18 protein-coding genes and 3 tRNA genes are annotated in these 19,026 nt (G+C 71.2%); 11 read left to right on the top strand and 10 right to left on the bottom strand.

Annotated features, from left to right (window positions below; genetic code table 11):
- Positions 1-27: 27 nt before the first annotated feature.
- The 5 genes from lspA (at position 28) to OV427_RS18000 (ending at position 4,308) form a co-directional block, all read left to right on the top strand.
- Positions 28-642 carry a signal peptidase II gene (gene lspA, locus OV427_RS18020; RefSeq protein WP_267857353.1) on the top strand — a complete coding sequence of 205 codons (615 nt, stop codon included), beginning with the start codon at positions 28-30 and terminating at the stop codon, positions 640-642.
- 123 nt (positions 643-765) lie between these two features.
- Complete coding sequence (locus OV427_RS18015; RefSeq protein WP_267857352.1) at positions 766-2,073, top strand: prolipoprotein diacylglyceryl transferase; 1,308 nt, start codon at positions 766-768, stop codon at positions 2,071-2,073.
- A gap of 41 nt (positions 2,074-2,114) precedes the next feature.
- Complete coding sequence (locus OV427_RS18010; RefSeq protein ID WP_267857351.1) at positions 2,115-3,260, top strand: MXAN_5187 C-terminal domain-containing protein; 1,146 nt, start codon at positions 2,115-2,117, stop codon at positions 3,258-3,260.
- Positions 3,261-3,267: 7 nt separating this feature from the next.
- On the top strand, positions 3,268-3,777 hold the full coding sequence (locus tag OV427_RS18005) for a KdsC family phosphatase (RefSeq protein ID WP_164001088.1): 510 nt from the start codon (positions 3,268-3,270) through the stop codon (positions 3,775-3,777).
- A gap of 141 nt (positions 3,778-3,918) precedes the next feature.
- Positions 3,919-4,308 carry a hypothetical protein gene (locus OV427_RS18000; RefSeq protein WP_267857350.1) on the top strand — a complete coding sequence of 130 codons (390 nt, stop codon included), beginning with the start codon at positions 3,919-3,921 and terminating at the stop codon, positions 4,306-4,308.
- Between the two features lie 15 nt (positions 4,309-4,323).
- Here OV427_RS18000 and OV427_RS17995 read toward each other — a convergent pair whose 3' ends face one another.
- From OV427_RS17995 to OV427_RS17985, 3 genes are read right to left on the bottom strand one after another with little or no spacing between them, the layout of a single operon-like run.
- Positions 4,324-5,046, bottom strand: coding sequence for a LytR/AlgR family response regulator transcription factor (locus OV427_RS17995; RefSeq protein ID WP_267857349.1), 723 nt, complete (start codon positions 5,044-5,046; stop codon positions 4,324-4,326).
- Positions 5,043-6,080, bottom strand: coding sequence for a sensor histidine kinase (locus tag OV427_RS17990; protein ID WP_267857348.1), 1,038 nt, complete (start codon positions 6,078-6,080; stop codon positions 5,043-5,045). The genes OV427_RS17995 and OV427_RS17990 overlap by 4 nt, the downstream gene beginning before the upstream one ends.
- A 34-nt stretch (positions 6,081-6,114) precedes the next feature.
- Positions 6,115-7,038, bottom strand: coding sequence for an alpha/beta fold hydrolase (locus tag OV427_RS17985; protein WP_267857347.1), 924 nt, complete (start codon positions 7,036-7,038; stop codon positions 6,115-6,117).
- Between the two features lie 175 nt (positions 7,039-7,213).
- On the opposite strand from OV427_RS17985, the gene OV427_RS17980 reads away from it, so the two are divergent.
- Positions 7,214-8,878, top strand: a complete 1,665-nt coding sequence (locus OV427_RS17980) for a rhomboid family intramembrane serine protease (protein ID WP_267857346.1) — start codon at positions 7,214-7,216, stop codon at positions 8,876-8,878.
- Positions 8,879-8,885: 7 nt separating this feature from the next.
- Here OV427_RS17980 and OV427_RS17975 read toward each other — a convergent pair whose 3' ends face one another.
- From OV427_RS17975 to OV427_RS17965, 3 genes are read right to left on the bottom strand one after another with little or no spacing between them, the layout of a single operon-like run.
- A complete protein-coding gene (locus tag OV427_RS17975) occupies positions 8,886-9,230 on the bottom strand; it encodes a hypothetical protein (RefSeq protein WP_267857345.1) in 345 nt (114 codons plus the stop codon).
- A gap of 55 nt (positions 9,231-9,285) precedes the next feature.
- Positions 9,286-10,119: an SDR family NAD(P)-dependent oxidoreductase gene (locus OV427_RS17970; RefSeq protein WP_267857344.1), complete on the bottom strand. Its 834-nt coding sequence runs from the start codon at positions 10,117-10,119 to the stop codon at positions 9,286-9,288.
- Complete coding sequence (locus tag OV427_RS17965; RefSeq protein ID WP_267857343.1) at positions 10,116-10,565, bottom strand: NADAR family protein; 450 nt, start codon at positions 10,563-10,565, stop codon at positions 10,116-10,118. Before OV427_RS17965 ends, OV427_RS17970 begins: the two co-directional genes overlap by 4 nt.
- 160 nt (positions 10,566-10,725) lie before the next feature.
- Between OV427_RS17965 and OV427_RS17960 the strand changes: the two genes are divergently transcribed.
- Complete coding sequence (locus OV427_RS17960; protein WP_267857342.1) at positions 10,726-11,013, top strand: hypothetical protein; 288 nt, start codon at positions 10,726-10,728, stop codon at positions 11,011-11,013.
- Positions 11,013-11,915, top strand: a complete 903-nt coding sequence (locus OV427_RS17955) for a tetratricopeptide repeat protein (RefSeq protein WP_267857341.1) — start codon at positions 11,013-11,015, stop codon at positions 11,913-11,915. Before OV427_RS17960 ends, OV427_RS17955 begins: the two co-directional genes overlap by 1 nt.
- A 1-nt stretch (position 11,916) precedes the next feature.
- Here OV427_RS17955 and OV427_RS17950 read toward each other — a convergent pair whose 3' ends face one another.
- The 4 genes from OV427_RS17950 to OV427_RS17935 all read right to left on the bottom strand — a co-directional run bounded on the left by OV427_RS17950 (position 11,917) and on the right by OV427_RS17935 (position 18,353).
- Entirely contained in the window at positions 11,917-12,840 is a 924-nt protein-coding gene (locus tag OV427_RS17950) for a DUF6929 family protein (protein WP_267857340.1), read from the bottom strand.
- Positions 12,841-12,880: 40 nt separating this feature from the next.
- A complete protein-coding gene (gene mgtE, locus OV427_RS17945; protein WP_267857339.1) occupies positions 12,881-14,206 on the bottom strand; it encodes a magnesium transporter in 1,326 nt (441 codons plus the stop codon).
- 118 nt (positions 14,207-14,324) lie between these two features.
- Entirely contained in the window at positions 14,325-16,916 is a 2,592-nt protein-coding gene (locus OV427_RS17940; protein ID WP_267857338.1) for an ATP-binding protein, read from the bottom strand.
- A 93-nt stretch (positions 16,917-17,009) separates the two neighbouring features.
- Positions 17,010-18,353, bottom strand: a complete 1,344-nt coding sequence (locus OV427_RS17935; RefSeq protein WP_267857337.1) for a hypothetical protein — start codon at positions 18,351-18,353, stop codon at positions 17,010-17,012.
- A 395-nt stretch (positions 18,354-18,748) separates the two neighbouring features.
- Here OV427_RS17935 and OV427_RS17930 point away from each other — a divergent pair.
- The 3 genes from OV427_RS17930 (at position 18,749) to OV427_RS17920 (ending at position 18,992) form a co-directional block, all read left to right on the top strand.
- Positions 18,749-18,820 (top strand) — tRNA-Gly (locus OV427_RS17930).
- A gap of 3 nt (positions 18,821-18,823) precedes the next feature.
- Positions 18,824-18,899: transfer RNA gene (locus OV427_RS17925), tRNA-Pro, on the top strand.
- Positions 18,900-18,921: 22 nt separating this feature from the next.
- Positions 18,922-18,992, top strand: a tRNA-Ala gene (locus OV427_RS17920).
- The last annotated feature ends 34 nt before the right edge of the window (positions 18,993-19,026 follow it).

The following is a 19,026-nucleotide window of genomic DNA, read 5'->3' as shown; positions in this document are numbered from 1 at the left end:
GGGGGCTCGTGGTGTAAGCCCCTGTCCGTGCCGCGCAAATACGTCATCCTCTTCGCCGTCACCCTCGGCGTCATCGTCCTGGACCAGTGGACGAAGTACCTCGTCGTCCGCGACCTGACCACCCAGATGGATGGGAAGGAGAGCCTCGGTGAGCGCCTGGGGGCGATGTACTCGTCCCCGCCGCCGCAGGGCTTCGACGGGCTGCACTACCGGCCCAAGCGCCACATCGAGGTGTCCGAGTCCTTCTTCCGCGTCCGCTACGCGGAGAACCCGGGCGCGGCGTGGGGCCTGTTCCGCAGCCTGCCGCCCTCGACGCGCGGCCCCCTCTTCCACGTGGTGAGCCTGGGCGCGGTGCTGCTCATCACCTACTACTTCCGGAAGCTGTCCGGCACGGCGCCCGAGGAGCGCTGGGCGCTGTGGGGCCTGCCGCTGGTGCTCGGCGGCGCGCTGGGCAACTACATCGACCGGCTCGCCCGGGCCTTCGTCATCGACTTCCTCGAGGCGCACTGGTTCGACAAGGCGACGTGGCCGTCCTTCAACGTGGCGGACTCGGCCATCTGCATCGGCGTGGGCATGCTGCTGGTGGATGCCTTCGTCCGGAAGGAGAAGCCGGCGCCCGCTGCAACGAAGGCCAAGGCCTAGCCCCCCCGCCTGTATACCGGGCAGCCGGCCAGGCGCCGGCGTGCTCCCACGCCTTGCCCCGCCGGCGGAGGAGGGTAGCCTTCGCGCGGCTCACGCCCCTCCCGCCTCCCCCGGCAGGTCTCCATGCTTCCCGTCCTCTTCCGCTTCACCTTCACCGCCCTCTGGACGCAACTGCTGCTGTACGCGGTCGCCGCCGGGACGGTGGCGTACATCGCCTTCAACGGCTGGCGCGGCGCGGTGGGCCCGCTGGACCCGAAGACGAACACGCGCGCGCCGGCCACCTCCATGGACCGGTTCCTGCGCGCGGCGGCCTTCGGTGGCATCGGCGCGGCGCTGGCGTGGTACGGCCTGAAGTACGCGCTGCCGGCGGGTGCCTTCCCGGGCGCGAAGGGCGAGGGCATTCCCCTGCACACCTACGGCGTGCTGCTGGCGGGCGGCTTCATCGCCGCCGTGTCGGTGGCGGGGCGCCTGGCACAGGACGAGTGGCGCAGCGTGCAGCTCGTCGACGGCTCGTGGGTGGACGTGGAGGGGCCGAAGCGGCGCGAGCAGGTGATGGACATGGCCTTCTGGGCGCTGGTGGGCGGCATCGGCGGCAGCCGGCTGCTCTTCGTGCTCGTGAACTGGCAGGACTACGCGAAGGACTGGACGCAGGTGCTCTCGCTGGGCGGCGGCCTCGTCTTCTACGGCGGCCTCATTGGCGCGGCGGTGGCATGCTGGTTCTTCGCGCGCGCCAACGGCATGGACTTCCTGCGGCTGGCGGACGTGTGCATCCCCACCGTGTCGCTGGGCCAGTGCCTGGGCCGGCTGGGCTGCTTCAGCGCCGGCTGCTGCTGGGGCGACGTGGCGCCCGCCACGGCGTCCACCGCGGTGCACTTCCCGGGGAGCGGCGTGGCGCAGGACCTGTTCGGCCAGCTCAGCGGGACATCCAGCCTGGCGTACTCGTCGCAGGCGGACGACGTGCGCTACGTGGTGGAGGCGACGGGGGAAATCCTCCACCAGGCGGCGCCCGGCGCGGTGCGCATGGCCGACTGGGTGGCGCAGCACGGCCACACCCTGGGCGTCTATCCCACCCAGCTCTTCGAGTCCGTGGGGCAGCTCATCCTCTTCGTGGGGCTCATGTATGCGCGGCGCTTCCGCCGCTTCCACGGGCACATCCTGGCACTGTGGCTGATGGCGTACGCGGTGCTGCGCAGCACGGTGGAATTGTTCCGTGGCGATGTGGAGCGCGGCACGCTGCACGGCCTGCTGGAGTCCACGGGCGCGCACGGGCTGGCCAACGGGGTGCCGTTGGAGGCCTGGTACAACATCTCCACCAGCCAGTTCATCTCGCTGTGCATGTTCGCCTTCGGCGCGGTGCTGCTGGCGCGAAACGGGCGCGGCAAGGCGGGCGAGGCGGCGGGCGGCCTGGGGCCGACACCTTCGGCCGCGTGAGGTTGATCCGCGAGCGCCACTTGGGGACACTCTAGAGAGTCATGCCGCCTCCCGATAACCGACAGTCCGCCGCCAGGAACACCGCCAGCAAGCAGTCCCCGGCGGACTCCAGCTCCAGCGAGAACGTCCTCCAGGAGTGCGAGGCGCTGGAGGCGGAAGTGGCCTCCCTGCGCAACCTCTACGAGCAGTACTTCCTGGGCAACGAGCGCCACCCGCCCACCAACGCGCACGCGGACCTGAAGAAGCGCTTCCTGCGCCTCAAGGGGACGTTCATCCGCAGCACCGCCGCGAAGTTCCGCGTGGCGAGCATCCACGGCAAGTACCTCACCTACGAGCGGCTGTGGACGCGCACGCTCCAGGAGATTGAGGCCGGCACGTACAAGCGGGACCTCTTCAAGGCCCGCCGCCGCGCGGAGAAGCGCCAGTCCTCCACCGGCAAAGAGGCCCAGAAGGGCGTGGTGGAGCTGCCGGAGGACCTCTCCGACATGGACTTCGAGGAGGTGGAGGAAATCCTCCACCCTCGTCCCGCCAACGAGCCGCCGCTGGCTGGCGCCGCGACTCCGGCTCCGGGTGGCACGCCCGTCAAGGGTACTCCCGCTGTGGCGCCCCTCACGCCGCCCGTGCGCGGCACCCCTGCGGTGGCGCCGCTGTCCGCCGTGCCGCCCATCACTCCGGCCGCCGGTGGCACGCCTTTCAAGGGCACGCCCGCGGTGGCTCCGGTGGTGGCGCCTGTGGCGGGCACGCCTCCGCGCGGCCTGCCCACGGTGACGTCGCCCCTGGCGGGCACTCCGGCGCGAGGCACCCCGTCGACGCCTCCGGGCATGGCGGCGAAGGCGCCCTCGAATCCTGGCACCCCGGCGGTGCCGCCCGTGCGCGCGCCCTCGGCGCCGGGTGCGGCGGCCGCGCGGACTCCGACGGCCCCCTCGGCGGCCACTCCAGCGCCCCGGCCTCCCGCGGCGGGTGGCTCCGGCGGCATGTCCGACGACAAGCTGCGGGCCGTGTACGACGCGTACGTCACCGCGAAGCGCCGCTGCCAGGAGGACACCTCCAAGCTGTCCTACGAGTCGGTGGCGGCCACGCTGCGCAAGCAGGTGCCGGAGCTGCTCAAGCAGCACAACGCCAAGGCCGTGGAGTTCAAGGTCGTCATCAAGGACGGCAAGGCTTCGCTCAAGGCCGTTCCGAAGTAGGCCCGGAATGAACCAGGACCTGGATTCGCTCAAGTCGCGGGTGAGCCGCCTGTCGGTGATGATTTTCGACATCGACGGCACGCTCACCGACGGCCGCATCTTCTGGGTGCCCAACTCCGGGTGGACGCAGATGTACAGCGTGCGCGACGGCATGGGCATCAAGCGGCTGCAGGAGGCCGGCCTCGAGGTCGCCGTCATCTCCGGCGGCGACAGCCTCTCCGCGCAGATGCGCATGCAGTCGTTGGGTCTGAAACACGTGCACTTCGGGAGTCAGGACAAGGTGGCCCACTTCGAGAAGCTGCTGGAGCTGCTGAAAGTCTCGGCGGACCGGTGTGGCTACATGGGCGACGAGGTGGTGGACCTGCCGCTGCTCAAGGCGGTGGGCTTCTCCGCCGTGCCGCCAGAGGCCCCCGACGAGGTGCGTTCTCAGGTGCACTATGTGGCCCAGAAGCCGGCCGGCTTCGGCGCGGCCCGCGAGGTGTGCGAGTTCATCCTCCGCCACCGTCAGGCACCCTGAGAATCGGCTGTTGAGAAGCGTCGTCTGCTGAAAAAACGACTGCCCGGGGTGCCTGTCCGGGTTGTCGCTCCGGGGGTGCCTCCCTAGTTTGGGTTTCGCGCATGAGGCCGGTGGACCGCGCGAGACACTTAGGGAGGCGACGTGGGGATTCGGCGGAAGTGGCTCGGGCTGGCCGTGGTGTCGGTGGGACTCTCGCTGGCGACGGGCTGCATGTCGCCTCCTCCCGAGGCCGAGGCGCGCCTCGCGTCGCTGGAAGCGGAAGAGCAGGAAATGGACACCGTGCTCGACTCCGTCGAGGAGCGGCTCCTGGGCAACCAGGCCATGCTCCAGACGTGGGAGGAGCTGGGCCGCCGTCACCAGCAGGTGACGGAAGTGCACTGCCAGGCGGCGAACGCGCACCTGGCGGGGCTGATGAAGCACTACGAGAAGATGGAGGAGAAGGGGCGCCAGCTGAAGCGCCGCCGTGGCTCGGTGGCCGCGGTGGACGCGGTGCTCACCTCCGGCAAGGCGCCCAAGCTGGGCAACAACTGACGCGGGCGTCGGACTTCAGAGCGTCATCCGCTCGCGGAAGCGCTGCGACTGGCGCCGCGACATCTCCACCTCGCGGCCGCCGCGCAGGCGCACCACCAGCGTGCCGCCCGGGCCGGGTTCCAGCGCCTCGACGAAGTCCAGGTTGATGAGGTGCTGGCGGCTCGCGCGGAAGAAGCGCGCCGGGTCCAGCCGCTCCTCCAGGTAGCTCAGCGAGCGCAGCAGCAGCGGCTGCGCCCCGTCGAGCACGAGCCGCGCGTAGTTGCCCTCGGAGGCGATGAGCGGCACCTGCGAGAGCTGCACCAGCCAGCAGCGTTCTCCATCTCTCACGAACACGCGCTCCAGCGGAGTGCCCGGTGCCGGCTGCGAAGGCGGAGGCACGTGGGCCCCATGGCCGCGCTGGCGCACGCGCTCCAGGGCCTCGGCGAGCCGCGCGGCCTCAATCGGCTTGAGGAGGTAGTCGAGCGCGTTCACCTGGAAGGCGCGCACGGCGTGCTCGTCGAATGCGGTGGTGAACACGACGTCCGGCGGCTCCTCCAGGCGGGCGAGCACGTCGAAGCCCGTCCCGCCGGGCATCTGGATGTCGAGCAGCAACAGGTCCGGGGACAGGGCCTCCACCTGGCGGCAGGTCTCCTCCACGTGCGCGGCCTCGCCCACCACCTCCACGTCGGGGAATGCGGCCAGCAGGCGGCGCAGCTCGGTGCGGGCAAGCCGCTCGTCGTCGGCGATGAGGACTCTCATGCGGAAAGGGGGATGCGGACGCGCGCGGTGGTGAGGGCCGCCTGCGTCTGGTCGAGGTGGAGCGAGGCGCCCGCGCCGCACAGGAGGCGCAGCCGCTCGCTGGCGTTGCGCAGGCCCACGCCGCTGCTCTCCGGTGGCGAGGTGGTGGATGGGGGCGTGGCGGTGTTGGCGACTTCGAGCAGCAGCGCGCCGTCGCGCACGTGGGCGGAGACGGCCACTTCACCGCCCTCGGGCGTCAGGCCCACGCCGTGCTTGATGGCGTTCTCCACCAGCGTCTGCACGAGCATCGCGGGCACGGGGACCCCGAGCGCGGCGGGCTCCACGTCCTCGCGCACGCGCAGGCGCGACTCCAGACGCACGCCTTCGAGGCCCAGGTAGTCGCGCACGACCTGAAGCTCGCGATCCAGCGGCACCGTCTCCGGCCCCCGGGCGGCGAGCGCGTAGCGCAGCAGCGCGGACAGGCGGGTGACGACCTCCTGCGCGCGGGCGGGGTCCTCGGAGATGAGGGCGCGCACGCTGTTGAGGCAGTTGAAGAGGAAGTGCGGCTGGAGCTGTGCCTTGAGGAAGCGCAACTCCGCGGCCTGGGCGGCGGCCTCCAGCTTCCAGCGCTCCAGCTCCGCCCGCCGCGCGCGCTGCACGGCGTGGATGGCGAAGTAGAGCACCAGCCACATCAGCATCATCAGCGTCCAGATGACGGTGCTGCCAATGAAGCCACTCAGCGACGCCTGCTCCAGCGTGAACAGGTGCAGCACGAAGACGCCGGCCACGAAGGCCACCAGGTCCTGCACCAGCCCGAGTCCCAGCGCGGTGGCGAGCACGCGCACGCTCAGGGCCGGCAGGGGCAGCGAGGCCCACTCGCGCAGGTGAAGCACCGAGCGCGCCACGTGGGTGAGCAGCGCGGCGAAGAGGCAGAGGAGGAACCACCCCGCCGGAGAGGCGGACGCGCGCCAGGTCAGCAGGGCGTTGACGAGGGCGTAGAGCCCCCAGCCACCGAGCTGGCAGGCGACGTAGACCCTGGTGCGCGAGGACGTCATCGAGAGGCTCCGGGATGGAGTGAGTCCACCACAGTCAGTGGTGAGGCTCCACCTGGGCCACGGACGCGTGGGCGCCGAGGAAGCCGTCGAGCTCACGGAAGAAGCCCTCCGGGTCGTCCCACATGATGAAGTGCCGGGCCGTGTCGCTCAGGACGACGCGGTGGGTGGGAAGCTTCGCGTACTGGCTCTGGTAGACGGCCTCCACCGCCTCGCGCGGAACGCGGCCCTTCAGCGCCACCCACGAGCCGAGCACCACGGTGGGGGCGGTGATGCGCGGCAGCTCGGGACGCAGGTCGGTGGTGCTCAATTCGTAGAACGCCTGCGTGACAGTCTCGGCGTCCGAATCGGCGCCCCAGCGCGCGGCGACGTCCACCTTCTTCTCGTCGGAGATGAAGTTCCGCAGGGCCATGCGTGACTGCATGCTGCGCTGCTCCACCGTCTGCATGCGCATCAGGGTGCGCATCTCCTCGGCGCGCGGGCGGACGCTGTCGGCCGTGGCGCTCGGGTCCATGGAGGCGGGGAGGAAGGGGAGGCTGTCGACGATGAAGACGCCGCCCACCAGTTCCGGCACGTCCGCGGCCACCGCGAGCGCGAGCACGCCGCCGAGGCTGTGGCCGACGAGGATGGGCTTCTCCAGCCCCTGCGAGCGCAGGTAGTCCGCGAGCGCGCGGCGCTCGGTGGCGAAGAAGGGCGCGGGGATGGCGGGCTGGCCCGCGAAGCCGGCGAGGGTGAGGACGTGGCAGTCGTACTTCCCCTGGAGGTGCGCCACCGTCTCGTTCCACACCTCACCGGACGAGGCGAGGCCGGGGATGAAGACGAGCGGACGGCCCTTCCCGGAGCGCTCCACGTGGAAGGGCTGGGGAGCGGAGGCCGCGCTCGCGCCGGAGGTGGTGGCGCAGCCGGCGAGCAGGACCACGGCAATCATCGAAACGAGGAGGGGTGCACGGCAACGGCACATGGGCGACTCCCGGAATGGGTACGCGACGAACGGTACGCACCCGGGGCGTGGCCACCGCGAATACTCCATGAGCGGTCCACGGGCGGGATGAGTGGCGCGGGGGAGGGGTGGCTGGCGGGGGCCTTCGGGTTTCGGGCACGCTTGCGGACGTCACCTGTCGCGAAGGGACGTTCCCGTGCTCACCCCGCAGCCGTCCGAGTCCCTCCCCTCCGAGCCCGCGCCGGTAGTCCCCGTGGAGGAGGCGTCCTTCGCCCGGTACCTCGCCCGCCGGTTGGTGGCGGAGCAGGGCTTCCAGGAGGGGCCGGTGCCGGAGGCGGAAGAGCTGGCCGCGGCCTCGGACGTGGTGCTGACGTACTCGGATGGAATGTCCGCGGTGATGGTCTGCATCGTGGACCGCGAGCGGGAGCCCTCGCGGCGCTTCGGCCTGGACGTCGCGGCGCTGGAGCGCATCGGGAAGGCGTGCCTGAAGTACACGGGCACGGTGAGCGGCACGAAGCTGCCGGTGGGGCTCCAGGTCATCGAGGTGGGTGGCGGGCCGCTGACGGACGAGGACCGGAAGCGGCTGGAGCAGTACCGCCTGGGGCTGTTCCACAAGGTGCACCTGCACGCGATGCACGTGGACACCGCGGCTCCGGGCTCCGTGTGGACCAGCACGTGGCGCCGCTCGAAGGTGTCGGCGCGGTACCTGCGCCGGCTGCTGGTGGAGCCGCGCCAGGTGGTGGTGGAAGAGGCGCTGGCGGAGCCGCCGGAGCGGACGTCGGTGCTCACGCCCGCGCTGCTGGCGGTGCTGGTGCTGGGCTTCGCGGCGGAGCAGTTCTTCGGCGTGGGGGCGAAGGGGGACGGGCTGCTCGCGCCGGGCGTGCGGACGCTGGTGGCGATGGGGGGTGTGAACTCGGGGCTGGTGGAGGCGGGACAGTGGTGGCGCCTCTTGATGGCGCCGCTGCTGCACGGGGACATCTTCCACCTGGCGCTCAACGGCTTCTGTCTGTGGTTCGTGACGGCGACGGTGGAGGGGCTGGTGGGCCGCGCGTGGACGGGGTTGCTGTTGCTCGTGGGGGCGCTGGGCGGTGGGGCGCTGTCGATGGTCATCAACGCCGACACGGTGGTGTCGGTGGGTGCGTCAGGCGTGTTGATGGGATTGCTGGCGGCGCTGCTGGCGCTGAGCCGGCGAATCCCAGTGGGGCCGGAGCGGGCGCAACTCCAGGTCTTGTCGTTGCAGTTGCTGATTCCGTCGCTGATTCCGCTCGGCGTGTCGCGCACGGGTGGGGAGGTCGACTTCGCGGCGCACGTGGGCGGCGCGCTGGCAGGGGGCGCGGTGGGAATGGTGCTGGCGCGGGTGTGGGCGCGGAAGGAGCCGGTGCCGCCCGCGACGCTGCCGGTGGGTGCGGTGGGAATGCTGGCGGCGGTGGCGCTGGTGGTGAGCGTGGGGTTCGCGTTCCAGTACTGGAAGGACTCCGTGCTGGAGCTGGAGTTGATTCCCGAGGAGTCACTGCCCAAGACGAATGGGCAGGGGATGGCGCAGGCGAAGGAACTGCTGGAGCGCTACCCGAAGGACCCGCGCTCGCACCTGTTCCAGGCGATGGTGCTGATGGACGCGAATGACCTGCCCGGAGCCGAGCGGGAGCTGCGCACCGCGCTCTCCGAGCAGCACATCCTGGAGCACTTCTTCACGGGCACCGGGCTGCCGCGCATGCTTCACGAGGAGCTGGGGCACGTGCTCGTGGAGCAGGGGCGCAAGGACGAGGCGCGGGAGTTGGTGAAGCCCTTCTGCGTGCCGGGCAAGGATGGCCAGTTGCCGGCGACGCTCGTCGAGCTGGAGCTGTGCACCGCGGCGCCGTGAGGCGTGCCTACCAGCGCATGAGCTCGAGTTGCACCGCGCCGAACAGGCCGAGCGCACAGGCCGCCGCCACCGCGAGCGCGAGTGCACCCGTGCGGAAGCGCTGACTGAAAGACTGACGCTTGAGCAGCAACAGGCCCAGGACGAGCCCGAGCAGCGCGCCCACCGGAGTCCCCACGAGCAGGCCGAACAGGCCCGGGAAGCCATGCGCGTCATGGTTCACGGCCTTGTCCGAAAGCACGCCCACCGTCAGCCCGACTGCGCCGCCGCCCACGGTGAGCGCCGCGAGGAGGAACAGGCCCGTGGCGATGGCGCTCGCGGTGGAAGTGTTGCCGCGTGTGGAGAGTGTGGTCATGGCCTGCCCCACAACGAGGTGACGGTGTTGCCGGGCATCGCGGCGGGGTTCCAGTTCATGGCTTGCCCTGCCGCAGCAGGCGCTTGCGCATGTAGCCATCGAAGGCGATGACGGCGCGGTGGAACAGGCCGGGAGCCAGGCGTCGGAAGCGCCAGCCCCAGCGCGCATCGGCCATGGGGAGCACGTAGAGCGCACCACGGTCCACGGCCTTCAGGAGCTTCCGTGCGACGACGTCCGGTCCCACGCGGGCCGTTTCCACCATCCGCGTCCCCAGGGTGCGGAGCGTGCCGTCGGAGTAGCGGCCCGCGTTGGCGATGTTGGTGCGGAAGAAGGTGGGGCAGGCGACGGTGACGCCGATGCCTGCCGCGCGCACTTCGGCGGAGAGCGTCTCGGAGAGTGCCACCACCGCGGCCTTGGACGCGTTGTAGGGCGCGAGGTCGGGCGCGTACATGAGCCCCGCCGCCGAGGCGATGTTGAGGATGTGCCCCGAGCCCTGCTTGCGAAGCCGGGGGACGAAGGCATGGCAGCCGTGGATGACGCCCCACAGGTTGACGTCCAACACGTGCTTCCAGTCCGCGAGCGGTAGCTCCCCCACGCGGCCCGCGCTCAGCACGCCCGCGTTGTTGACGAGCAGGTCCACGCCGCCGAAGGCGCGCTCGGCGGCCAGGGCGAGGGCTTCCACCTGCTCCGGGTTGGAGACGTCACACACGTGGACGTGGGCCTCGCCACCGGCGGCACGAACGCGCTGGGCGGTCTCCTCGGCGGCGGCCGCGTTGATGTCGGAGACGAGCACGCGGGCCTGTCGCCGTGCGAGCTCCTCGCAGAGCGCACGGCCGAGGCCGCTGCCTGCACCGGTGACGACGGCTCGGGGACGTGGGGGCAGGCTCATGCGTGTTGTTTCCGCAATTCCTCGCGGACCTCCATCAGGATGCGGCCGAGCATGTTCTTCCCGCTGCCGTCGCCGCCATCGCCCCAGTAGTCGTCATTGTCCGTGTGCTCGACGAGCTTCGCGTCACCGGTGTCGAGCAGGAGGCGGGTGAGGTCCGCGTGCTGGGTGAACTTCGCTCGGACGGCCTCGCGCATGACGGAGACCTTGGTGGACTCCCAGTCGCGGCGCAGCTTGCGCTTGCGATCTCTACCCATGCTCGCGGCGAGCATCGGCGTGCGGGCCTTGCGGACCTCTTCCTGGTCCTCGGCGTCCTCGAACTTCAGGGCCTGGAAGTAGTGCTCGCTCGTGGGCCACGTCCTGCCTCGGAGCTTGATGGGGTAGAGCGCGAAGTTCGAGCACCAGCCGTGGTCGTCGGTAACGCTGTAGAACTGGATGACCTCGGACATGAACACGCTCCTCGCGGTGCAGCCTAACGCGCAGCAGGTACCCGGAGGCCTCGAGGCACCTGGAACTGGCCGCCCGGGTTCTTCCTGACACACCCGTCTTTCCCGTTTCCCTCCCCCTGGCCCGCCCGGCCTGAGGGCGGGCAGGCAAACGGCGCGTTCCGTGACGGCGCGGGCGAATCCGGCTAGAACCGCCGCCGTGAGACGCGACGCTTATGGAGCGTTTGCCGCCATCGCGGTGGGCCTCCTCGGATGCAATGACCTGGAGGTCTGTGGCTCGACGGCCGAGGACATCACCCGTGACAACGGGGAGGTCTACCGCTGCGTCACCTCCGAGGACTGTCCCCGCACGTCCCGTGTGAACGTCTGCGTCACCGATGTCTCCCCCATCGCCGAGTGCGTGCGCTGCGAGGACTCCCGCTGCGTCGCCGTGATTCCGGAGGCCTGCTAGTGCGCCGTCTGCGCTTCGCGCTCGCCCTCCTGGCCCTGGCCAGCACGGGCTGCCGCGACAAGCCCGTGGACCACCTCCAACGCGCTCGCGACGCCACTTTCGAGAAGCGTCCCGACGAGGCCCTCGTCGAGTACCGCAAGGCCTTCGACGCTCTCCGCCACGATGAGTCCGCCGAGGCCCTCGTCCTCCGCGCCCGCGCCCTCAAGGGCGCCGCCGACGTCTACTGGCTGGAGCAGCGCAAGGTGAAGGAAGCCGTCGGCGTCTACCGCGAGCTCATCCAGCAGTGCCCCGACTCGCCCGAGGCGCTCGACGCCCGCATCATCCTCGCGGAGCTGCTCCGCGTGCACTACCGCGACCTGCGCGGCTCCATCGACCAGCTCACCGCCGCCCTCAAGCTCAACCCGCCCCAGGGCGCCGAGCTGCACTACCAGGTCGCCAAGCTCTACTTCGAGCTGCAGGACTACCAGCAGTGCGAGCTGGAGACGCGCCGCCTCACCGAGCGCTTCCCCACCAGCGCCTTCGTGGACGACTCCCTCTTCCTCCAGGCCCAGGCCATCGCGATGATGGAGGGCCGCCGCCAGGAGGCCTCGCGCGCCTTCGCGGACCTGCGCACGCGCTTCCCCGACTCCGAGCTCGCCCCGCACGCCCTCTTCGAGATGGGCAAGCTGAAGGCCGACTCCGGGGAGAACGAGAAGGCCATCGAGACCTGGGTGGAGGCGCTGAAGACGCACCCGGACCCCTCGCTCGTGCAGGACTACATCTCCCGCGCCCGCAAGCGCATCGCCAACACGCATTCGGAGGCCGTGGGCCGCGAGGCCGCCTTCGACCGCAACCGTCCGGCGCGCAGCTCGCTGGAGGCCGTGGGCGGCAAGCCCGAAGAAGCCTCCACCGAGCACAACTGACTCACGCCGGCACGTCGAGCACCGCCTCCAAGAGCGGTGCCGCCACCGCCGGGTCGTCCGCGTCAGCCACCAGCAACACGTGCACGCGCCCACCCTCCACGCGCGCGTCCACGCCCTCCAGCTTCACCTTCGCGTCCACCGCGTCCAGGAACACCGGCGTGCCATCCGGCGCCAGCACGCCCACCGCGGAGCCCGTCACCCTTCCATCCGCGTAGGCGTCGCGCGTGTCCTCCGCCGCCGCGGTGAAGACCAGCCGCCCGTCCGGCAGCGGCGACGCATCCGTGAAGGACAGCCGTACGCCACCCGCCCGGCCCAATTCCCACCGCCGCGTGGTGCGCACCACGTCCGGCCCCAGCGTGCCCACCTCCAGCCCGCGCCGTGCGCGCTCCAGGTCCAGGTCCACCAGCGCGTCCACGCCCACGTCCCCGTTGCCCCGGTTGAGCAGCCGCAGCCGCCCGCCCACCACCGCCGCGCCTTCGATGTTCAGCGGCCCCAACTCCCGCGTGAGCTGCGCGTACAGCGCCGTGCAGTCCACCGTCCGCACCGTGCCCGCCAGCGTCCCGTCCGCGCCCAGCGGCACCACCGCCCCGCGCAGCCGCGTCTGGGCCGAGCCCGAGGGCAGCGCCAGCAGCGCCCCATGCGGCGCGTCCGCGAGCGGCCCCAGCAGGCACAGCGCCTCCAGGTCGGGCTTGGCCGCCTTGCGCGCCCTCGGCTCGTCGGGAAGCACGCCCGGAAAGAGGCGCACGCTCTTCCCCGGTGCGTCGCCCGTCAGCGGGAAGACGGCCAGGTGCAGGGCATCATCCGCGACGATGTAGAGCCACGGCCCCGCGCGCACCAGGCCACTGGCCGCGGAAACGTGCGCGGCGCGGCCGGGCTCCTCCGGGGCTTCGAGGGTGAGCGTGCGCTTGGGCGTGGTGCGAATCATGGCCGTGCCTCCCGCGCGGAAGGCCAACGGCCCGCCAGCGTCAGAGCAGCGTACCGCGCAGAATCAGGCTGGCGACGGTGAAGTAGATGACCACGCCGCTGACGTCCACCAGCGTGGCCACGAAGGGTGCGGACGCGCTCGCGGGGTCGAACCCGAAGCGCCGCAGCACCAGCGGCAGCATGGAGCCCGCCAGCGTGCCGAACGTCACCACGCCCAGCACCGACAGCGCCACCGCGCACCCCAGCCGGAAGAAGTGCTCGCCATAGGCATCCGCGATGGAGTGCCAGAGGACGATGCGCAACAGGCCCACCACGCCGAGCACCACGCCCAGCACCATGCCGGACAGCGCCTCGCGCTTGGCCACGCGCCACCAGTCCTTCAGCCGCATCTCCCCCAGCGCGAGCGCGCGGATGATGAGCGTGGACGTCTGGCTGCCGGAGTTGCCGCCCGAGGAGATGATGAGCGGCACGAAGAGGCTCAGCACCACGGCACTGGCGATTTCGTCCTCGAAGCTGCTCATCGCCGTGGCGGTGAGCATCTGCCCGAGGAAGAGCACCAGCAGCCAGCCGATGCGCTTCTTCAGCATGCCGAAGAAGCCCACCTCGAAGTAGGGCGCCTCCAGGGCCTCCATGCCGCCGACCTTCTGGATGTCCTCGGTGGCCTCCTCCTGCACCACGTCGACGATGTCGTCCACCGTGACGATGCCCTTCATCCGCCCCGCCTCGTCGAGCACCGGCAGGGCCATGAAGCCGTGCTCGCTGAAGAGCCGGCCCACCGCCTCCTGGTCCGTGTTCTCCGCCACGGTGATGATGTCGCGCTGCATGACGTCCGCGACCTTCTTGTCCGGCGCGGCCTGGAACAACTGCCGCAGCGAGAGCACGCCCAGCAGGTGCTGCCCCGCGTCCAGCGCGTAGGCGTAATAGACAGTCTCGACCTTCTCGCGCGCCTGCTTGCGCAGGTAGCCGATGGCCTCGTCGATGCTCATCTCCGGCCGCACGCGGGCGAAGCGCGGATTCATCAGACCGCCGGCGTCGTCCTCCGCGTAGGCCAGCAGCACGTTGACCTCGCGGCGGCTGGCGTCGTCGAGCTGCGAGAGGATGGCGTCCACCTGCTCGGGCTCCACCGCCTGAACCAGGTCCGCCAGGTCGTCTGGCGGCAGCACCCGCACCCACGTGCGGCGCTCGCCCGGAGGCAGGTGGAGGATGAGCTCCGCCTGGTCCCTCGCGGACAGGCCGATGAAGAAGTCGTCCGCCACGTCGGGCGGCAGCAGCCGGAAGCCCTCCAGCCGCTCGTCGATGGAGAGCACCGGCCAGACCTCGTGCAGGTCCTCCACTTCGAGCGAGGCGCTCTGGGGGCTTTCCATCATCGGCTCACCTCCGGCGGGTGGAGCGCTCGGTACGCGCGGCGCGCGGGCCTCTCTACACCCGGGCCGTGGGCACCGCGAGAGGCAGGCAGGCGACTTTCCGCGCTTTTTCTCGCGACTGTTACCCGGGGCCGGAGCCCGCACCGTCCGTGTGGGCTCCAACGGCCCCGAGGACCTTCGCCGGGCGGCCGGTGGGCTCGGGGACCTCGCTCCCGGCCCGGGGGCCGGCGCGGGGCAGGGTGACGATGAAGGTGGAGCCCTGCTTCGGCCGGCTCTCCACCTGGATGCGGCCGCCCATCGCCTCCACGAGGTTGCGGGTGATGAAGAGGCCCAGCCCCAGCCCTCCGTAGTGCCGGCCGGACACGGCGCGCTCGAAGCGGCCGAAGATGCGCTCCTGGTCCTTCGGGGAGATGCCGATGCCCTCGTCCCGCACCGTCAGCCGCACCTGGTCTCCCAGGTCCTCCACGCGGGCATGGATGTCGCCGCCGCCGCCATAGCGGATGGCGTTGGAGAGCAGGTTGGTGACAATCTGCTCCAGCCGGAGCCGGTCCCATCTGCCGTGCGTGTCCTCCGCGTACTCGAGCCTCAGCCGCGAGCCCGCCTTCGCGGCCTCGGGCGTGAACCAGTCCGTCACCTCGCGCAGCACCTCGCCCAGGTCCGTCTCCGCCAGCTCCAGCGTCAACTGCCCGTGGTTGAGGCGCCCCACGTCCAGCAGCGCGCCCACCAGCGACGTCAGCTTGCGCACCTGCGCGCGCGCCATGTCCAGGTGGTGCCGCGCCCGCGCGTCGTGCGAGGCGATGCCGTCCCGCCACAGCTCGCGCGCCAGCGTGGCCAGCGTGAGCTGCAGGGGCGTCAGCGGTGTCCGCAGCTCATGCGAAGCCACGGAGAGGAACTCGTCGCGCACGCGCACCGCGGCCTGGGCCTCGGTGTAGAGGCGCGCGTTGTCCAGCGCGAGCGCGGCCCGGCGCGCCAGGTCCTCCGCCACGCGCTGGTCCTGGGCGTCATGGTGGCGGTCCGGGCGCCCGTGGATGAACGTCAGCGCCCCCAGCACCTGGTCCCTGGAGCGCAGCGGCACCGACAGCATCGAGGTGATGCCCAGCGCGCGCAGCAGCTCCAGCTGCGGGGCGTCCAGCGCGAAGCGGGAGAGCACCTCGTCGTCGACGAAGGGCTCGCACCAGGTCTCCCCGGTGCGGATGGCCGCGGCGGGGCCGTGGGGGGCCTCGAGCTGGGGGGGGTAGCGCCGCGACAGCTCCCGCACCAGCAGCTCCCGGGCCGGGTCCAGGTGCGCCACCGCGAGCCGGTGGAGGCCGCCCTCGGGCTCCACCAGGTCCAGGAAGCAGCCGTCGCCCAGGTGGGGGACGCACTGCCGCACCACCCGGGAGAGCGTGGCCTCCGCCTCCAGCGAGCTGGCCAGCGTCTCGCTCACCGCCGCGAGGAAGGTCTGGTCCTCCTTGGACCGCTTCAGCTCGGTGATGTCGACGAAGCCCGCCACCACCGCCTGGAGCTTCCCCTGCCTGTCGTGGATGGGGCCGGCCTTGATGCGGAAGATGCGCAGGGCGCCGTCGGGGCGGCTGTAGAACAGGTCCTCCTCGCCCCAGGGCTCCCCGGTGAGCAGCACCCGGGCAATGGGGTACTCCTCGCCCTTGTAGCGGCGCCCGTCCGGGTGCACGGCGTGGTAGCGGGCGAAGTCGTCGATGCAGTGGGTCTCCAGCATCGCGTGGCCGAGCAGCCGCTCGGCCTCGCCATTGGCGTGCAGCGTGCGGCCGGAGGGCGCCTCGGCGATGTGCACCGCGACGGGGAGCTGCTGGATGATGGCCTCCAGCTTGGCTCTCTCCGACTGCTGCGCGGCCATGAGCCGCTCACGCTCGTCCTGCGCGCGCCGGAAGACGGTGATGTCGGTGACGAAGCCCTCCAGCAGCTGCACCGTTCCGTCGGGGCCGAAGAGGCCCACGCCGCGCTCCCACATCCACCGTTCTTCTCCGGCGCGGGTGCGGATGCGGTAGGTGAGGGTGAAGGGCGCGTGGACGGCGAGCGCCTCCTCCATCTCCTTCCAGATGCGCGCGTAGTCGTCGGGGCGGATGAGGTCCCCCCACCGCAGGTTGCCCAGGAGGAAGTCCTCGGGGCCGTAGCCACAGAGGGCCCGGGTGCCTTCGCTGGCGTAGACGAGGGGGCAGGGGTGCTCGTAGCGGCTGCGGTACACCATGCCCGGGACGTTTCCCAGCAGGGTGCTCAGCATGCGCTCGCTCTCGCGCGCCGCGCCCTCCGCGTGCGCGGCGCGCTCCAGGGCGTCCCGCATGGAGGCATCCTGGTGCCGCAGCTCGAGGAACGTGCGCACCTTGGCGCGGACGATGGCCGGGTGGAGCGGCTCCATCAGGAAGTCCACCCGCCCCAGCGCATCGCCGCGCAGCAGGTCCGCCTCCTCGCAGGAGGCCTGCCCCACCAACAGGAGGGGCGTGTGCTTCAGCGCCGGTACCGCGCGCAGCCGGCTGGCGCGCTCGAAGCCGGCCGCCCAGCCCGGCCGTGCGTCGATGAGGACGCAGACGGGGGGCTCGGCGGAGCCTCCCACGGCTACCGCCTTCGTGGGGCTCATGCGGTGGATGGGGTGCCCCAGCGGGGCCAGCATGGCTTCCAGGTCCAGCCCCTCCGCCGGTGGGGCCACCACGACGAGCAGGGGAGCACGGTCCTCCCTCAGAGCTGGACTGGCTTCCGTCATCCCGCCCAAAGGTGATGGCGGAGCGACGCGTTGCCATCCTCCCCGCCCGTGCCATTGGCGGCGGAGAGGACTTCCGCGAGGAGCGTCCGCACGTCAGCCCGCGGAGCGCTCGTACACCACGGTGCTGGCGTTGTTCAGCCGGTTGTCGCCCTCCCAGTAGAAGCGGGGGGACGCGAGGCGCAGCTCGGTGCCCAGCTGCGGGTTGCCGGGGAGCAGCTCCAGCCCCAGCGGGCCCTGCTCCGGGGACACCACCGGCAGCACGGAGAAGCTGCCCAGGCGGATGTCGGGGACGATGAACCCGGCGCGCAGTGGCGAGAAGACGCCCTCGATTTGTCCGTCCAGCACCAGCGAGCCCTGCTCCACCAGCGTGTCACCGGAGACGACCCACCGGCGCAGCGTCTGCCCGGCCGCCTGGAAGGGCTCGCCGACGCGCGTCCACACCACGCCCTCCTCGAAGCCCACCGGCTGGCCCGGCAGCGGCAGGCAGGGCTCATCCGTGGCGGCGAAGGCGCCGTCCGGCCCGAGCTGGAACGGGCACGCCTCGCTGTTCGGCCAGTTGATGACCCGCACCACCCGCACCCGGTTCGGGGCTGTGCGCACCAGCAGCCCCGACGCGCTGTCGGTGCCGAGGGACCGCTCGCCGCCCGAGGGCCACACAGGGGGAGTGCCCGCGGTGGCGAGGACGCCGGTGTCCGAGAAGGTGAAGCGGTGCAGGCGCTGGCTGTCGAGCACCCACAGCTCGCGCTCCGAGGCGAGCCGGCTCTGGATGGTCGACACCGACGCGCCGATGCTGAGCAGCAGCGAGCCGGTCAGCTCCAGCTCGGTGCCGTTGTCCACGAAGCGGCGCACGCGGCCCTCGCTGCCCACCACCCAGACGACATTCCCGGCCACCGCCACGTCCGGCGCCAGCGTGGAGGTTCCGAGCCGCTGCGTGCGCCCACCCTCGTGCAGCGCCACGCCGTCACACAGCCAGGTGCCCCGCGTGGTGCGGTCCAGCTGGGTGCAGCGGGGCAGCGGCAGCGTGGTGGCGGTGGGGCTCCCGCTCCAGTCCCGCGCCACGTAGACGCCCAACTGCTGGACGCTGCCCACGGGCGCGAAGGCGACGAGGACGTGGTGTCGCCCGCTCGTCCTGGGAGTGAAACGGACGAAGGCGGACATTCCGTTCACCGTGAGACTCACCTCGGAGGGGAGCAGGTGGTTGTCCGGGTCGAACACCTCCGCGGAGACGCTGTCCGGCCGCTGGGAGGCGGCGGTGTCGTTGCAGGAGAGCGTCTGGACGGCGGAGACCTCGAACGACGCCGGGACACCCACACGTAACGAGGTCAGGCCGGTGGAGCCCGCGTTGAGCGGGTTGACGATGCAGGCGGAGTCGTCGGACGCCGCACAGCCACAGAGGGCGACCAGCGCTGTGAGGGCGAGCAGGGGGGCGGTCTTCATCGAGGGGAGAGGCCGTCCAGGACCCCTTCGGCCTGGGGGAGACGGACTCTTCCCTCCTCTTACCTCCATTCACCCCCTCGGGTCAGCCCCGGGGCGTCCGGAGGTGTCAGCCGGAGGATGCGACAGCCGCGTGTCAGGCATTGATTTTCCACCGCGTCTCTTTTCGCTGAAAGGAGCGGTGACCATGAACACGACGAACCTGAACCTGATGAACCCCGAGTCCCTCAACAACCCTGCCACCGCTCCCGCCCCCGTGCCCGGTCCCGCCGCTGGCGGTCGACCGCCCGGACTCTGACGCCCGCACGCTTCGTCACCCGAAGCCGCGAGGTGACCAGAGGCCGGGCTCCCAGAGGGGAACCCGGCCTCTGCTGTTTCCGGGTCCGTTCGCAACACATGCAGCCGTGGCCGAGAGGTGAGGCACCTGAGCGCCACTCAGGACGATGCGGGTTCGAGTCCCGCCGACTGCTTATCGGGATGTAGCTCAGCTTGGACAAGAGCGCGCGCTTGGGGTGCGCGAGGTCGCTGGTTCGAATCCAGTCATCCCGACTCGAAACACCCTGCTTCACATGGGATCATGGCTCAACGGGAGAGCACCCGGCTGGCGTCCGGGAGATCCGGGTTCGATTCCCGGTGGTTCCACAAATGATGGCCGAGCCGCTCCGCCACCTGCGTG

The organism is Pyxidicoccus sp. MSG2, assembly GCF_026626705.1.
Classification (GTDB): domain Bacteria; phylum Myxococcota; class Myxococcia; order Myxococcales; family Myxococcaceae; genus Myxococcus.
Note: the sequence above shows the minus strand (reverse complement) of the source record. Positions and strands in the feature narration are given on the sequence as shown.

What these genes read in the sequence shown, in the direction of transcription:
- OV427_RS17965 (WP_267857343.1), bottom strand. Translation starts at nt 10,565, where the DNA reads ATGTCCGAGGTCATCCAGTTCTACAGCGTTACCGACGACCACGGCTGG.
- OV427_RS17935 (WP_267857337.1), bottom strand. Translation starts at nt 18,353, where the DNA reads ATGAAGACCGCCCCCCTGCTCGCCCTCACAGCGCTGGTCGCCCTCTGT.
- OV427_RS17975 (WP_267857345.1), bottom strand. Translation starts at nt 9,230, where the DNA reads ATGACCACACTCTCCACACGCGGCAACACTTCCACCGCGAGCGCCATC.
- OV427_RS17940 (WP_267857338.1), bottom strand. Translation starts at nt 16,916, where the DNA reads ATGACGGAAGCCAGTCCAGCTCTGAGGGAGGACCGTGCTCCCCTGCTC.
- OV427_RS18010 (WP_267857351.1), top strand. Translation starts at nt 2,115, where the DNA reads ATGCCGCCTCCCGATAACCGACAGTCCGCCGCCAGGAACACCGCCAGC.
- OV427_RS17970 (WP_267857344.1), bottom strand. Translation starts at nt 10,119, where the DNA reads ATGAGCCTGCCCCCACGTCCCCGAGCCGTCGTCACCGGTGCAGGCAGC.
- OV427_RS18015 (WP_267857352.1), top strand. Translation starts at nt 766, where the DNA reads ATGCTTCCCGTCCTCTTCCGCTTCACCTTCACCGCCCTCTGGACGCAA.
- mgtE (WP_267857339.1), bottom strand. Translation starts at nt 14,206, where the DNA reads ATGATGGAAAGCCCCCAGAGCGCCTCGCTCGAAGTGGAGGACCTGCAC.
- OV427_RS17990 (WP_267857348.1), bottom strand. Translation starts at nt 6,080, where the DNA reads ATGACGTCCTCGCGCACCAGGGTCTACGTCGCCTGCCAGCTCGGTGGC.
- OV427_RS18005 (WP_164001088.1), top strand. Translation starts at nt 3,268, where the DNA reads ATGAACCAGGACCTGGATTCGCTCAAGTCGCGGGTGAGCCGCCTGTCG.
- OV427_RS17985 (WP_267857347.1), bottom strand. Translation starts at nt 7,038, where the DNA reads ATGTGCCGTTGCCGTGCACCCCTCCTCGTTTCGATGATTGCCGTGGTC.
- OV427_RS17950 (WP_267857340.1), bottom strand. Translation starts at nt 12,840, where the DNA reads ATGATTCGCACCACGCCCAAGCGCACGCTCACCCTCGAAGCCCCGGAG.
- OV427_RS17995 (WP_267857349.1), bottom strand. Translation starts at nt 5,046, where the DNA reads ATGAGAGTCCTCATCGCCGACGACGAGCGGCTTGCCCGCACCGAGCTG.